The organism is Streptomyces sp. LE64, assembly GCF_052606915.1.
In genome coordinates, this window is sequence record NZ_CP199708.1 from 4,794,545 (window position 1) to 4,808,047 (window position 13,503).

Annotated in this window: 12 protein-coding genes and 1 riboswitch; of the genes, 3 read left to right on the forward strand and 9 right to left on the reverse strand. The window is 70.9% G+C overall.

What is annotated here, in order from left to right; all coding sequences use genetic code 11:
- Window positions 1-6: 6 nt before the first annotated feature.
- From ACSMX9_RS21680 to ACSMX9_RS21710, 7 genes are all read right to left on the reverse strand, one after another.
- A complete protein-coding gene (locus ACSMX9_RS21680) occupies window positions 7-747 on the reverse strand; it encodes an SDR family NAD(P)-dependent oxidoreductase (protein ID WP_445396196.1) in 741 nt (246 codons plus the stop codon).
- A complete protein-coding gene (locus ACSMX9_RS21685) occupies window positions 747-983 on the reverse strand; it encodes an acyl carrier protein (protein ID WP_445396198.1) in 237 nt (78 codons plus the stop codon). Before ACSMX9_RS21685 ends, ACSMX9_RS21680 begins: the two co-directional genes overlap by 1 nt.
- A 15-nt stretch (window positions 984-998) precedes the next feature.
- Window positions 999-2,156, reverse strand: a complete 1,158-nt coding sequence (locus ACSMX9_RS21690; RefSeq protein ID WP_445396200.1) for a cytochrome P450 — start codon at window positions 2,154-2,156, stop codon at window positions 999-1,001.
- A complete protein-coding gene (locus ACSMX9_RS21695) occupies window positions 2,144-2,581 on the reverse strand; it encodes a hypothetical protein (RefSeq protein ID WP_445396202.1) in 438 nt (145 codons plus the stop codon). Before ACSMX9_RS21695 ends, ACSMX9_RS21690 begins: the two co-directional genes overlap by 13 nt.
- A gap of 59 nt (window positions 2,582-2,640) precedes the next feature.
- A complete protein-coding gene (locus ACSMX9_RS21700) occupies window positions 2,641-4,182 on the reverse strand; it encodes an amino acid adenylation domain-containing protein (RefSeq protein WP_445396204.1) in 1,542 nt (513 codons plus the stop codon).
- Between the two features lie 35 nt (window positions 4,183-4,217).
- The gene (locus ACSMX9_RS21705) at window positions 4,218-4,601 is read right to left on the reverse strand and encodes a cupin domain-containing protein (RefSeq protein ID WP_351239930.1); all 384 of its coding nucleotides are present in this window, start codon (window positions 4,599-4,601) and stop codon (window positions 4,218-4,220) included.
- A gap of 196 nt (window positions 4,602-4,797) precedes the next feature.
- Entirely contained in the window at window positions 4,798-6,024 is a 1,227-nt protein-coding gene (locus ACSMX9_RS21710) for an MFS transporter (protein ID WP_445396206.1), read from the reverse strand.
- Between the two features lie 259 nt (window positions 6,025-6,283).
- Here ACSMX9_RS21710 and ACSMX9_RS21715 point away from each other — a divergent pair, with 259 nt between their 5' ends.
- The gene (locus ACSMX9_RS21715; protein ID WP_445396208.1) at window positions 6,284-7,135 is read left to right on the forward strand and encodes a hypothetical protein; all 852 of its coding nucleotides are present in this window, start codon (window positions 6,284-6,286) and stop codon (window positions 7,133-7,135) included.
- A 56-nt stretch (window positions 7,136-7,191) separates the two neighbouring features.
- On the opposite strand, the gene ACSMX9_RS21720 is transcribed toward ACSMX9_RS21715, so the two are convergent.
- A complete protein-coding gene (locus ACSMX9_RS21720; RefSeq protein ID WP_445396210.1) occupies window positions 7,192-8,001 on the reverse strand; it encodes an ABC transporter ATP-binding protein in 810 nt (269 codons plus the stop codon).
- Window positions 7,998-9,797 carry a 2-isopropylmalate synthase gene (gene leuA / locus ACSMX9_RS21725; protein WP_445396212.1) on the reverse strand — a complete coding sequence of 600 codons (1,800 nt, stop codon included), beginning with the start codon at window positions 9,795-9,797 and terminating at the stop codon, window positions 7,998-8,000. Before leuA ends, ACSMX9_RS21720 begins: the two co-directional genes overlap by 4 nt.
- 184 nt (window positions 9,798-9,981) lie before the next feature.
- Here leuA and ACSMX9_RS21730 point away from each other — a divergent pair, with 184 nt between their 5' ends.
- On the forward strand, window positions 9,982-10,671 hold the full coding sequence (locus tag ACSMX9_RS21730) for a FadR/GntR family transcriptional regulator (protein ID WP_445396214.1): 690 nt from the start codon (window positions 9,982-9,984) through the stop codon (window positions 10,669-10,671).
- Between the two features lie 107 nt (window positions 10,672-10,778).
- A riboswitch (cobalamin riboswitch) is annotated at window positions 10,779-10,976 on the forward strand.
- A 181-nt stretch (window positions 10,977-11,157) separates the two neighbouring features.
- The gene (metE, locus tag ACSMX9_RS21735; protein WP_445396216.1) at window positions 11,158-13,476 is read left to right on the forward strand and encodes a 5-methyltetrahydropteroyltriglutamate--homocysteine S-methyltransferase; all 2,319 of its coding nucleotides are present in this window, start codon (window positions 11,158-11,160) and stop codon (window positions 13,474-13,476) included.
- The last annotated feature ends 27 nt before the right edge of the window (window positions 13,477-13,503 follow it).

Below are 13,503 nucleotides of genomic sequence, written 5' to 3' on the forward strand. Positions count from 1 at the left end.
TCGCGGTTACAGAACCTTGCGGCTGTAGTTGAAGATCTGACCGGTGGGTCCGTTCGACGGGAACTCGGCGATGGTGACGATCCACTCCGCCACGGTGCGCGGAGACTTGAGCCAGTCCGTCTTGAACCCCGCGTTGACGGCGCGGATGAGCTGCTCGTTGACCTCGCCGTCCAGCCCGGCCATGGTCATGGCGGTCGCCACGGGGCCGGGACGCACTTCGTTCGCCACGACGCCCCGGTCGGCGAACTCGACCGAGCACGCCCGCATCAGGGTGGTCATCGCGGCCTTGCTGGCGGCGTACGCCCAGCGTTCCGGCCGGTAGCCGTTGGCCAGGCTGGCCCCGACGAACGTCAGCGAGCCGCCACCGCCCGCCCCGAGCGACGGCGCTGTCGCCTGGACCAGGTTGAGGGCCGTGTGGACGTTGGACTCGTAGGCGTCGGCCGCCACCCGCCACTCGACCTTGACGAGGTCGGCCGGATCGGGCGAGGCGCCCGCGTTGAGCACCACGGCGTCGATCCCGTTCCCGGTGGTGCCGGCCACGGACCCGAGCGCGGCCCGCACGGCATCGGCGTCGCGCAGGTCGGCGACGAGGTCGAGGTACCGGTCCTGCTCCGCGAGGGCCGGATTGCCCCGGCGGGACAGACCGACGACGGTGTACTCACGGCGGAGGAACTCCGCGGCCACCGCCGCCCCGATCCCGGACGAGGTGCCGGAGACCACGGCCACCCGGGTGGCTCCCGCGCCCATCAGCCGGCCTGGAAGACGGCCGTGTCGATGGCCGTGAGCGTGCGCATCGACTCGATGTTGATCACGTCCGGTTCCAGCTTCTGCCCGTGGAGGCGTTCTATCTCGATCACCATCTGGACGAACTGGAGACTGGTCACCGTGCCGGACTGGATCAGATCGGTGTCGTCCTGGATGTCGAGCGGCTCCTCGTGCAGGTCGCCGAGCCACTTGCGCAGCATGACAATCTTGCTTTCCACAGTGCCCTCTTCCCGTTACCTGGTCAGGAACTCGACGGAGAAATCGGTGGGGTGGGAGAACGACTGGCTCTCCATGCCGAGCCGGTCACGAGTGATCACCACGTCCGAGCAACGCCGGACGACCTCTTCGACGAGCAGGGAGAACTCCGCCTTCGCGAGCATCGCCCCCGGGCAGGCGTGCGCCCCCACGGCGAAGGGGACGGACCCCTTCCTGCTCCGGTCGACCTGGAAGCGGTCGGGGTGCTCGAAGACCCTCGGGTCGCGGTTGGCGCCCGCCACCGAGGCCAGCACCGCCGAATGCCGCGGCACCGGCACGCCCTGCACCGTCAGGTCCTCGCTCGCGAACCGGACGACCGTCTGCACGGGCGGGTAGAGCCGGAGGGTCTCCTCGATGTAGTCGTCCCGGGCCGCCTCGTCGTGCAGTTCGTCCAGACCGAAGACGCCGCGCCCCATGCAGTACACGAGGGAGGTGATGAACGCGCTGCTCGTCTCGGTGCCGGCCAGGAAGAACAGCAGGGCCGTCGAGCGCACCTCGCCGTCGGTCAGCGAGATGCCCTTGCGGTCCCGGGTCCGCTCGATCGTCGCCAACAGGGACCGGGGGCCCGCGGACCCCGCCACCCGCTGCTCCTCGACCAGTTGCAGCAACTCGGCGACGTTGGCGTGCGTCTGGGCGGTCTCCTGAGTGGGGTAGTCGAGGAGCCGGGCCAGCGGGCGGGTCAGCTGGTGGAACCGCTCCTCCAGGGAGGTGTCGATGCCGAGGATCGTGCACACGATGCCGTATGGCACCCGGTGGGCGAAGGTGCGGTGGAAGTCGGCGGTCTCGACGCCCGCGATGCCGTCGACCAGTTCGCGGATCAGGCCGGGCATCAGGGCGCGCTTGTACTCCTCGATGCGTCCCGCGGAGAGGATCGGTGCCAGGAGCGCACGGAACGCCCGGTGGCTCGGTCCGTCGGCGTCGAGGACGTTGGGACCGAAGGCGCGTGCGCTGGCCTTGAGCGGGTGCTCGGCCACGATCGCGGGGTGGGCGAGGGCCTCCTGCACGGCCGCGTTGCCCGTGACGGCGAACAGCCCGTCGTCCAACCGGTGCACGTCGGTGCCGCTCGGCAACAGCCGGTACCAGTACGGCTGTGACAGCAGGCGCGCCGGGGCGGCCGCCGCCGCTACCGCGGACATGTCGCCCGCCCCCCGACGCCCAGCCCGGCGATGCCCGTCACCAACCGCATCGCGGTGTGCCATTCGGCGGGGGAGAGCCCCAGGGGGCCCGGTGGAACGTAGCGGGCGGTCAGTGCCCCGACCTGACCGTCGCGCCCGTGGACCGGGCAGTGAAAAAACGTTTCCCCTTCGGTCTCGTCGGGCGGTGCGGAGGAGGTGGTGGCCGCGCCGAGTGTCAGGTCCCCGAGGCGGACGGCCACGTCCGGGGCGAAGTTCCGCCGGATGAGTTCGAAGGCGAGCCGCAGGCGCTCGTCCGGGTCGTCCTCGGTCGCGTACCGGTCGAGGAGGGCGTTCGCCGCCTCCAGGACCCGCTCGATCCGCCGCTTGCTCTGGATGGCTTCGAGCGCAACGGAGAATCTCTCTTCCGTGACGTTCTGTGTGCTCAATGTGATTCCTTTGCTGTGCGCAGTTTCTGGCACGTGCGATGAGGGAATCCGAGCGGGTCTCAGGAACTGTAGCCGAAACGAGCAGAGAGCTCCCGCTTGTTTATCTTGGTGTTTTCCAGGAGCGGCATCGAGGAAACGAAATGAACCTTGGCAGGCACCATGTAGGCGGGCAGCGTTTCCCTCAGCCGCTCCCGCGCTTCCCGTTCGGTGATGACCTCTGCCGGCTTTTCGGCGAACAGAATGATGCGCGGCGTTCCGCTGCGATCGGGAATGGGGAGGGCGACCGATCGCGCACTGCCCAGGGCGTGGATCGCCGACTCGATCTCGGCCGGCTCGATCCGGTGCCCGGAGATCTTTATCTGGGTGTCCTTGCGTCCCGCGAAGTGCAGGACGCCGGAGTCGTCGAGTCGGCCCAGGTCGCCGGTCAGGTAGACCGGGACCTCTTCCGGGTCCGCCCCGGTGGTCGAGACGTTCCGGAAGGCGGCGGAGGTCTGCGCCGGTGCGTTCAGGTATCCGAGGGCGAGCCCCGAACCGCCGATCGCGATCTCGCCCGTCTCGCCCCGCGGGACCGTGGTGCCGTCCCGCACGACGTGCAGTTCGGTGCCGGGCACGGGCAGCCCGGCCGGGATGCCGGACGCCCGCTGCGTGTCGTCCTCGGTGATGCGGTGGACCGTGGCGAACACGCAGGACTCGACGGGGCCGTAGCCGTTGTACAACTCGATGTCCGGGTGGGCGTCGAGGAACTTGCGGCAACTCGCCGGAGACGGCCGGTCCCCGCCCAGGAGCACCGCACGCAGACCGCGCAGGCAGTCGATGTCCCCGCCCGCGATCACGTCGAAGAGCGAGGGCGTGAGGAAGAGGTGGGTGGCGCCCGCGTCGCGGACGTACGTGCGGATCGCGGGCGGGAGCAGGAGGTCGTCCTGGTGCGTGACGGCGGTTCCGCCGTTCAGCAACATGCTCCACAGCTCCAGGGTGAAGGCGTCCCAGGCGACCGCCGCCGCGTGGATCATCACCGGACGTTCGCCGAAGTCCATGAAGCCGTGCGGGGTGAACAGCCTGGTGGTGGCCCGGTGCGGGGACATGACGGCCTTGGGGCTGCCGGTGCTGCCCGAGGTCCAGAAGAGCGTGGCGCAGGAGTCCGGCGACACCTCGGGCAGGTCCACCGGCCTGGTGCCCGAGGCCGTCCCGCGCAGCGCGTCGAAGGTGGTGTGGTCGATGCCGGCCCCGTCGAGGAGGGCGGCGCCCGAGGCGTCCGTGAGCACGACCGGGGACCGCATGTCGTGCAGGAGCCGGGCGGTGCGGGACGCCGGCCACCGCGCGTCCAGGACGCCGTACGCGCCGCCGGCCATGAGGATGCCGAGGAGCGCTGCGGCCAGCTCCGGCGACCTGCGGGCCACGACGGGAACGATGCTGCCGGGCCGTACGCCGAGTCCGACCAGGTGGCCGGCGATCCTCCGGGACTCGGCGGCGAGCTCCGCGTAGGTCACCGTCCGGTCGGAGGAGACGACGGCGGCGCGGTCCGGGAACTCCCGTGCGACGTTTCCGAACGCGTCGTGGACGGTGGTCTCCGGAGTTCCCCTTCCGTACACACTGCTCTGCACGATCCGTCCCCCAGTGGTCGCTGACGATCGACGGGTCATTCCGACGGGTTCTCGTCGAACACCATGGACGACGGGACGAGGGAACCGGGTGCGAGGTCGAGCCGCGGGGGAGCGGAGAACTCCAGGAGGACGGCCCCCTCCGCTCCGACGAAGGTGGCCGTGTGGCGCTTCCGGGCCGGGATGTAGGCCACGTCGCCGGCGTTGAGCTCGTACTCCGTCCCCTCGCAGACGAAGCGGATGGATCCCTCGGTGACCACGACCCACTGTTCGTTCTCGTGCCAGTGCGGCGGGAGGTTCAGGTCTCCGGACTGGTCGGCGACGACCTTCAGGCAGGACATCTCCTGGCCGAAGGTGAATCGTCTCGACAGTGCGATCCCTTCTGCCTTCAGCTCTTCGTGCTCATCCCAGTCGATCTTCATTCGGACTCCCGTTTTCTTCGACGCGCGGATTACATGCATCGGACCTTATGGGTCTGTGTGCAATTGCTTTGGTCGAGCTTTTTCGGGTCCGTGATGAACGGTACGTAGTGGTGGTGCCGACTTCAATAGCCATCTCATATTCTGGGCAAGAGTTGACGGCTCAATCATTATTTCTCTTGAGAGATGGCCGAGATTCTCATTGCCTGCCGATATTTTCTTTCTCGGTCAACTCCGACGACAGCGGGGGAGGCGAGTCCAGTACGCGGTCGGGGAGCCTGAGCGACAGGAGGACGGGCACGGCGAAGATGAGGAGCAGGGCGGAGAAGGCGGACCTCAGGCCGCTGGAATCGGCCAACCAGCCGAATGCGGGGGAACACAGGCCGCCCGCCGCCATCGCCAACCCCAGGGTCAGGCCGCTGGCCGTGCCGGGGCGGTGCGGGAGGTAGTCCTGCGCGAGGGTGACCTGGGCGGCGAAGGGGAGGAACATCGCTGCGCCGAAGAGCGTGGCGCTCAGCACCAGGACCGGGTACGTCGGCGCCCAGGCGATGCCGAACAGGGCCGGGAGCGCCGTCAGGTAGCCGAGCCGCACCGAGGTCATCCGTCCGTACCGGTCGCCCACCCAACCGCCCAGCAGGGTGCCCACGGCCCCGGCCGCGGTGTAGGCGGTCAGCACGGCGGCGCCCGCTGCCGCGGACCCGCCCAGGTCGCGTTGGGCGTACAGGGACACCAGTGTGGTGACGGTCACGAAGGGGACGGACCAGCCGATGATGACGACCACCAGGCGGCCGAAGGCGGACCAGTCGTCGGTCCGCGGTGCGCCGTCGGCCGCGGACTTCGCCGACGCGACGGCGGTCAGTGCGGGCGCCTCGGTGTGGCCGTGCCGCCGCATCCACGGCCCCTTGAGGGCCCACAGCACCGCCATGACCAGTGCGGGGGCCGCCAGGAGGTAGCTGCCGTCGAAGCCTGCCGAGCCGATCACCAGCGTGACCAACGGGGGTGCGAGGGCCCCGCCGACCGTCCCGCCGACGGAGAAGACGCTCATCGCCTTCTGGGAGGAGCCCCCGGCGGCGCGCGCCTGGCTCGTGGCGGGCGGGTGGTAGGCCGCGATGCCGATGCCGGCCAGCGCCACGCAGATCCAGGTGATCAGGTAGCTCTGCGCCAGACCGGCCGCGGCCACCCCCAGGCCGGCGGTGGTGAACCCGGCCGGCACCAGCCAACTCCGCGGTTTCCGGTCGGAGAGGACGCCGAACAGGGGCTGGAACAGGCTGGAGAGCCCGCTCGACGCGAAGGCCAGACCGGACACCGCGGCATAGCTGTAGTGGCGCTCGGACATCAGGAACGGCAGCAGCGCGGGGATCGCGCCCTGGTACAGGTCGTTGACCGCATGGGTGCCGGTCAGGAAGCCGAGTTGTCCCTTTTTCATGAAAAGTCTGTTCCGTTCGGAGGTGGCGAGATCGAAAACCACTCAGGTGCTCAGGTCCTCAGAGGTGTTACTTTAGCGAGTGCCGCGGAGCACGGAAAGTCCGCACCGACAAGGGGTGTTGGGTTCCACGCACGCATGACGCGCCCCTGTCCGTCGCCACCCGAACGAGTGATCGCGGCCTGACCCGTCAGGCGATCCGCCCCACTGCCGCCGACGGGTCTTCCCCACCCGAAGAGGCATCACCCCCGAGGAGTTGCTGATGAGCATCACGACCGGCGTCCGGGTGTCAGAAGGGCTTGTCGCACTGGAGGAGGAGCCGACACGACTCGCCGAGACGCTGGACCGCATCCACGTCCGATGGGCCCGAGGAGCGGGCGCGGTCCCCCTGACCGTTCCGCCGCTGTTGCCGGTCACCGACCTGTCCGTGCTCGACGTCTACCGGAACTTCCCCCACCTCGCCCTCGTCTCCTCCGCCCTGGATACCGCCGGGAACGACCGGATCGAACGGGAGGCCGCATCGGGCGCCTTCCCTCCGGCCTCGCTCGGTCCGGCGGACCTGGCCCTCCCGTCCAGCGCCTGTTACGGGGTGTACCTCCACTACCGGAACCGGCAGCTGTCCCGGGAGGTCGAGTTGGTGACCCTGCAAGGACAGTGCTTCCGCAACGAGAGCCACTACGACGGGATACGACGTCTGAAGGCGTTCCGGATGCGCGAGGTGGTGGCGTTGGGGACCCCGGAACGCGCCGCGGCCCACCTCGACCACTCGGCGTGGTTCCTGGACGCGCTGGCCGGTGAGATCGGTCTGCCGCTGGAACGCCGCGTGGCCTCGGACCCCTTCCACGACCGGGCCGGCGCGCGCGCCGCCTTCCAGCAGATCGTTCCGGTCAAGCACGAGTACGTCTACAAGGACCTGGCGATCGCCTCCGTGAACACCCACCACACCTTCTTCGGCGAACGCTGCGCCATCTCGTTGGCCGGCGGGGGCCCGGTCTCCACCAGTTGCGTCGGCTTCGGCGTCGAGCGGTGGTTGCACGCCCTCGCGGACCACTTCGAGGGGGACTGGGAACGGGCCCGCGGGGCCGTCGAACGGGCCGCGGAACAGCTGACCTGAGCGGACCGGTCGCGGTCGGTGCACCCCGGAGTGCGGGCGCCGACCGCGACCCGGCATCAGTCGGCGGGCGGTCCGACCGAACGCCTCGCCCGCACGTTCCACCGGCCGTCGACGCGGGTGAGCCGGACGGGGTGGTCGAAGCACGCGCTCACCCGGTCGCTGGTCAGGACCTCGTCGGCGGTGCCGGAGGCGAGGCAGCGCCCGTCGCGCAGCAGCATCACATGGGTCGTGCCCGGGGGGAGCTCCTCCAGGTGGTGGGTGACCAGGACGGAGGCGAGTTCCGGGTGGGCGCGTTGCAGCGTGTCGAGCCGGTCGATGAGTTGCTCCCGGCCGGCGACGTCCAGACCGGTGGCGGGCTCGTCGAGCAGCAGCAGCCGGGGACTGGGCATCAGCGCCCGGGCGATCAGCGTGCGCCCGCGCTCCCCCTGCGACAGGGTCGGCCAGCGTGCGCCGACCCGGTCGGCGAGCCCGAGCAGGTCGATCAGCCGGTCGGCCGTCGTCCTCTGCGCGGGCGTCGGCTCCCAACGCGGCACCCGCTCGGTGGTGTTGGTCAGCCCGGTCAGCACCACGTCGCGGACCCGCAGGGGCGAGCGCAGGTCGTGGCGCGGGTTGACGTGGCCGACCAGGGAACGGAGCTGGCGCAGGTCCACCCGCCCCAACCGGTGGCCGAGCACCTCGACGGTGCCGCGGGTCGGATGGGTGAGCGCACCGAGGAGGCTGAGCAGGGTGGTCTTGCCGGCGCCGTTGGACCCGAGCAGTGCCCAGTGCTCGCCGGCCCGCACCGTCAGCGACATCTCGCGCAGGATGGGGTTGCCGTCGCGGACGACCTCCGCGTCCTGCACCCGGAGTACGGGGAGCGCGTTCACGAGTCGGGGTGTCCCACCCGGTTGACGGCGGCCATCACGGCGTGGACCGAGGCGGTCAGGACCGAGGTGTCCCAGCCGGCGCCCCAGCGGGTGACGCCGTTGACGCGGCACTCGACGTAGGCGACGGCAGGGCTGTCCGGGCCGCTGGTGGTGGAGTGCTCGCTGTAGCCGAGCACGTCGATGTCGATGCCCAGGGTGCGCAGGGCGTCCGCGAGGGCGGCCAGCGGCCCGTTGCCGGTGCCCCGGCAGGTCCGCTCCGCACCGTCCACGTGCAGGACGCCGGTGAGGTGGTGCTCGCCCGGGCGGGGTTCCGTGGCGCTCCAGGAGTCCAGGCGGACCGGCCCGTCGAGGGCCGGGGAGAGGTAGGTGGTGCGGAAGAGCTCGAACAGTTCCTTGGGGGAGAGCTCCTGACCGGTGGTGTCGGTGGTGCGCTGCACGGCGCGGGAGAAGTCGGGGCGCATCGCCTGGGGCAGGTCCAGGCCGTGGTGGGTGCGCAGCAGGTGGGCGATGCCCCCCTTGCCGGACTGGGAGTTGATGCGGATGACGGCCTCGTAGGTGCGGCCGATGTCCGCCGGGTCGATGGGCAGGTAGGGCACTGACCACGGGGCCAGTTCCACGGGCAGGCCCGCCTCGGCAGCCTGCTTGGCGTGGTGGGTCAGGCCCTTGGAGATCGCGTCCTGATGGGTGCCGGAGAAGGCCGTGTGCACCAGGTCGCCGCCGTAGGGGTGGCGGGGGTGCACCGGCAGCCGGTTGCAGTGCTCCACCACCTCGCGCACGGCGTCGATGTCGGAGAGGTCGACCATCGGGTTGACGCCCTGAGCGTGCAGGTTCAGGGCGAGGGTGACCAGGTCGACGTTGCCGGTGCGTTCCCCGTTGCCGAACAGGCAGCCCTCCACGCGCTGGGCGCCCGCCAGGACGGCGAGTTCGGCGCAGGCCACGCCGGTGCCGCGGTCGTTGTGCGGGTGGACGGAGAGGATCACGGACTCGCGGCGCGCCAGGTGGCGGTGCATGTACTCGATCTGGTCCGCGTACACGTTGGGGGTGGCGATCTCCACCGTCGCCGGCAGGTTGTGGACCACCGGCCGGTCGGGGCTGGCCTCCCACAGTTCGGTGAGGCCGTTGCACACCTCCAGGACGAAGTCCGGTTCGGTGAGGTTGAAGACCTCGGGGGAGAACTCGAAGCGGATGTCGGCGCCGGGGCGGGCCTCGGCACCGCGCAGGACGTGGGTGGCGGCGTCCCGGATCAGTCGGTGCACCTCGTCCCGGGAGCGGCCCAGGACGACGTTGCGCCAGGTGGGTGCGGTGGCGGTGTAGAGGTGCACGAGGGTGCGGGGCAGACCGACGACGGAGGCCAGGGTCCGGTCGATCAGATCGGCGCGGGCCGCGGTGAACACGGAGACCGTCACGTCGTCGGGGACCGCACCGCTCTCGGCCAGGTGCCGTACGAAGTCGAAGTCGGTCTGACTGGCGGACGGGTAGCCGACCTCGATCTCCTTGAAGCCCATGGTGACCAGGAGGTCGAAGAACCGGCGCTTGCGCGCGGTGTCCATGGGCTCGGCGAGCGCCTGGTTGCCGTCGCGCAGGTCGACCGGCACCCACAGGGGGGCCCGTTCGAGGTTCCGGGACGGCCAGGTGCGGTCCGTCAGGGGGAGGGCGACCCGTTCCTGCACGGGCAGGTAGCGCTGGTGGGGCATGGCGCTCGGGCGCTGGGGGTTCCAGCGCGGAGCGTCCGCCGGAAGGTCGCCGGAGGGGGTGCGCAGGGTGGGGAACGTCGTGCCGGAGAAGGGGAATTCCATGATGCGGGAGCTTCTTTCGGTCGGTCACCACACGACCGGCGCAGCCCGGCACCCGCTGCGGGGTGCCGGTCGCTTCAGACCCCGCAGCGGCAACCGAGGAGGAGCCCGTGCTGCAGCATGCGGGTACAGTAACGACAACTCAGCTCCTCAGACAACTCAAGGGGTGCGGGAAGGTGAATTTCACATGTCACTAGGTGCTTTGCGGCCGTCACCCTTGGTCGAGCAGGCCACGGACCATCTGCGCGAGCAGATCACCGACGGCGAATGGGGCGTGGGGACGAAGCTGCCCGGTGAGAGCACCCTGGCCAAGTCGCTGGGGGTGGGGCGCTCGACCGTCCGGGAGGCGCTGCGGGCCCTGGCCGGTGCCGGGCTGGTGCAGGCGCGTCAGGGGGCGGGCGTCTTCGTGATCGCCACCGAGCCCAGGGAGAACTGGTCCGCCCAGCTCCGGCAGGCGGCCATCACCGACGTCTACGAGGTCCGGATGCTCATCGAGGTCGAAGCGGCGCAGTTGGCCGCGCGACGCCGGACCGACCACGACGTGGTGGCCCTGCTCGACGTCCTGGCCAAGCGTCGCGAGGCGGCGCAGCAGGGCAACGCCGAGTTCGTCGTGGCGGACATCGCCCTGCACCGAGCGGTGGTCGCCGCGGCGCACAACCCGGTGCTCACCGGCCTGTTCACCGAGTTCATACCCGTACTGCAACAGCGGTTGCTGGACCTGGTGGAGCTGTTCAACCTGCGCTTCGACGACCCGAACCACGGCGAGGAGGGGCACGCCGCACTGGTGGAGGCCGTCGTGCAGGGGGACCCCGAGGCGGCCGGGCAGGCACTGCGCGACGAACTCGAACGGACCTTGGAGCTGTTGCGCTCGCTCTGATCCGCCGCCGTGCGCCCCGCTCCCGCGGCGTGTGGTCCGCATCACCACGCGGGATGCCGGCCGGTCGGTTCGCCCCATGGTCGCGCCCCGTAGGCTGACCCGCAGCAGTCGGTTCGCCCCGCCCGCCAGGCGGGGTGTCGCAAGAGGGAACCCGGTGGGAATCCGGGACTGCCCCGCAGCGGTGAGTGGGAACGACCGCCGTCATACGCACTGGGTCCGAGGTACCGGACCTGGGAAGCGACGGCCAGTAGGTGTCCGCCGGAAGGTTCCGGCGGGCGCGCCCGCGAGTCCGAAGACCTGCCGACCGCCCGCGCGCGGACCGTTCCGCGCGTGGACATCCCGGTGACCTCGAGGGCGGGTCGGCGCACACACCAGACGGAACGGCCGTGCTCCTGCGCACGGGTCGTCGCCGTCCGGTTCGTCGTTCCTTCGCGTTCTCGTCCCGTCCCCGGGACCCCAGGGATCCATCTCGCGAAGGAGATCTCCGTGACAGCGAACTCCGCAGCCGCGGCAGCACGGGCCACCGTGTACGGCTACCCCCGCCAGGGCCAGCACCGGGAACTGAAGAAGGCGATCGAGGGGCACTGGAAGGGTCGGGTCACCGCCGACTCGCTCCGTGCCACCGCCGCCGAACTGCGCGCCGCACACTGGCGCGCCCTGGCCGCCGCCGGCATCGACGAGGTCCCCACCGGGGACTTCTCGTACTACGACCACGTCCTCGACACCACCGTCATGGTGGGTGCGATCCCCGAGCGGCACCGCGCCGCCGTCGACGCCGATCCGCTCGGCGGCTACTTCGCGATGGCCCGCGGCACCCAGGACGTGGCGCCGCTGGAGATGACCAAGTGGTTCGACACCAACTACCACTACCTGGTCCCCGAACTCGGACCCGACACGGTCTTCACGGCGAACCCGGCCCAGCAGGTCGCCGAGTTGAAGGAGGCCCTCGCCCTGGGCCTGACGGCCCGGCCGGTCCTGGTCGGCCCGATCACCTACCTGCTCCTGGCCAAGCCGGCCCCCGACGTGGCCGGCGACTTCGACCCGTTGACCCTGCTGGACCGTCTCCTGCCGGTGTACGCCGAGGTCCTCGCCGACCTGCGGGCGGCCGGCGCGCAGTGGGTGCAGGTGGACGAGCCCGCCCTGGTCCAGGACCGCACCCCGGCCCAACTCGACGCCGCCGCCCGCGCCTACCGCGACCTCGGCGCCCTCACCGACCGCCCGAAGCTGCTGGTGGCCTCGTACTTCGACCGGCTCGGCGAAGCGCTGCCCGTGCTGGCCAAGGCACCCGTGGACGGCCTGGCCCTGGACTTCACCGAGGCCGCGTCCGCCAACCTGGACGCCCTGGCAGCGGTCGGCGGACTCCCCGGCAAGCGCTTGGTGGCCGGAGTCGTCAACGGCCGCAACATCTGGATCAACGACCTGGAGAAGTCCCTCGCCACCCTCGGCACCCTGCTGGGTCTCGCCGACCGGGTCGACGTCGCGGCCTCCTGCTCCCTGATGCACGTGCCGCTCGACACCTCCGTCGAACGCGACATCGACCCGCAGATCCTGCGCTGGCTGGCCTTCGCCCGGCAGAAGACCGCCGAGATCGTCACCCTCGCCCGGGGGCTCAGCCGGGGCACCGCCGCCATCGAGGGCGAACTCTCGACCAACCGGGCCGCCCTCGCCTCCCGGGCCGCCTCGCCCATCACCCGCGACCCCGCGGTGCGCGCCCGCGCCGAGGCCGTCACCGACGCCGACGCCCGCCGCTCCCAGCCGTACGCCGAACGCGCCGCGGCCCAGCGCGCCCGCCTCGGGCTGCCGCTGCTGCCCACCACCACCATCGGCTCCTTCCCCCAGACCACCGAACTGCGCACCGCCCGCGCCGACCTGCGCGCCGGTCGCATCGACACGGCCGGCTACGAGGAGCGGATCAAGGCGGAGATCCAGGAGGTCGTCTCCTTCCAGGAGAAGACCGGGATCGACGTCCTGGTGCACGGCGAGCCCGAGCGCAACGACATGGTGCAGTACTTCGCCGAGCAGCTCACCGGCTACCTCGCCACCCAGCACGGATGGGTCCAGTCCTACGGCACCCGCTACGTCCGCCCGCCGATCCTCGCCGGGGACATCTCCCGCCCCGAGCCGATGACGGTCCGCTGGACGTCCTACGCCCAGTCGCTGAGCGACCGCCCGGTCAAGGGCATGCTCACCGGTCCCGTCACCATGCTCGCCTGGTCCTTCGTCCGCGACGACCAGCCCCTCGGCGGCACCGCCCGCCAGGTCGCCCTCGCCCTGCGCGACGAGGTGAACGACCTGGAAGCCGCCGGCACCGCCGTCATCCAGGTCGACGAACCCGCGCTGCGCGAGACGCTGCCGCTGCGGGCCGCCGACCACGGGGCGTACCTGGCGTGGGCCACCGAGGCGTTCCGGCTCAGCACCGCCGGCGTGGCCCCCGGCACCCAGATCCACACCCACATGTGCTACGCCGAGTTCGGCGACATCGTCCAGGCCATCGACGACCTCGACGCCGACGTCATCAGCCTCGAAGCCGCCCGCTCCCACATGCAGGTCGCCCGCGAACTCGCGGCCCACGGCTATCCGCGCGAAGCCGGCCCGGGCGTCTACGACATCCACTCCCCCCGGGTGCCGAGCGCGGAGGAAGCAGCCGAGCTGCTGCGCACCGGCCTGGAGGCGATCCCCGCGGAGCGGCTCTGGGTCAACCCCGACTGCGGTCTGAAGACCCGCGGCTGGCCCGAGACGCGTGCCTCGCTGGAGAACCTGGTCACCGCGGCCCGCACCGTCCGGGGCGAACTGCCCTCCGTCTGACCTCCGGTCCTGCGGGGCCGGGACGCT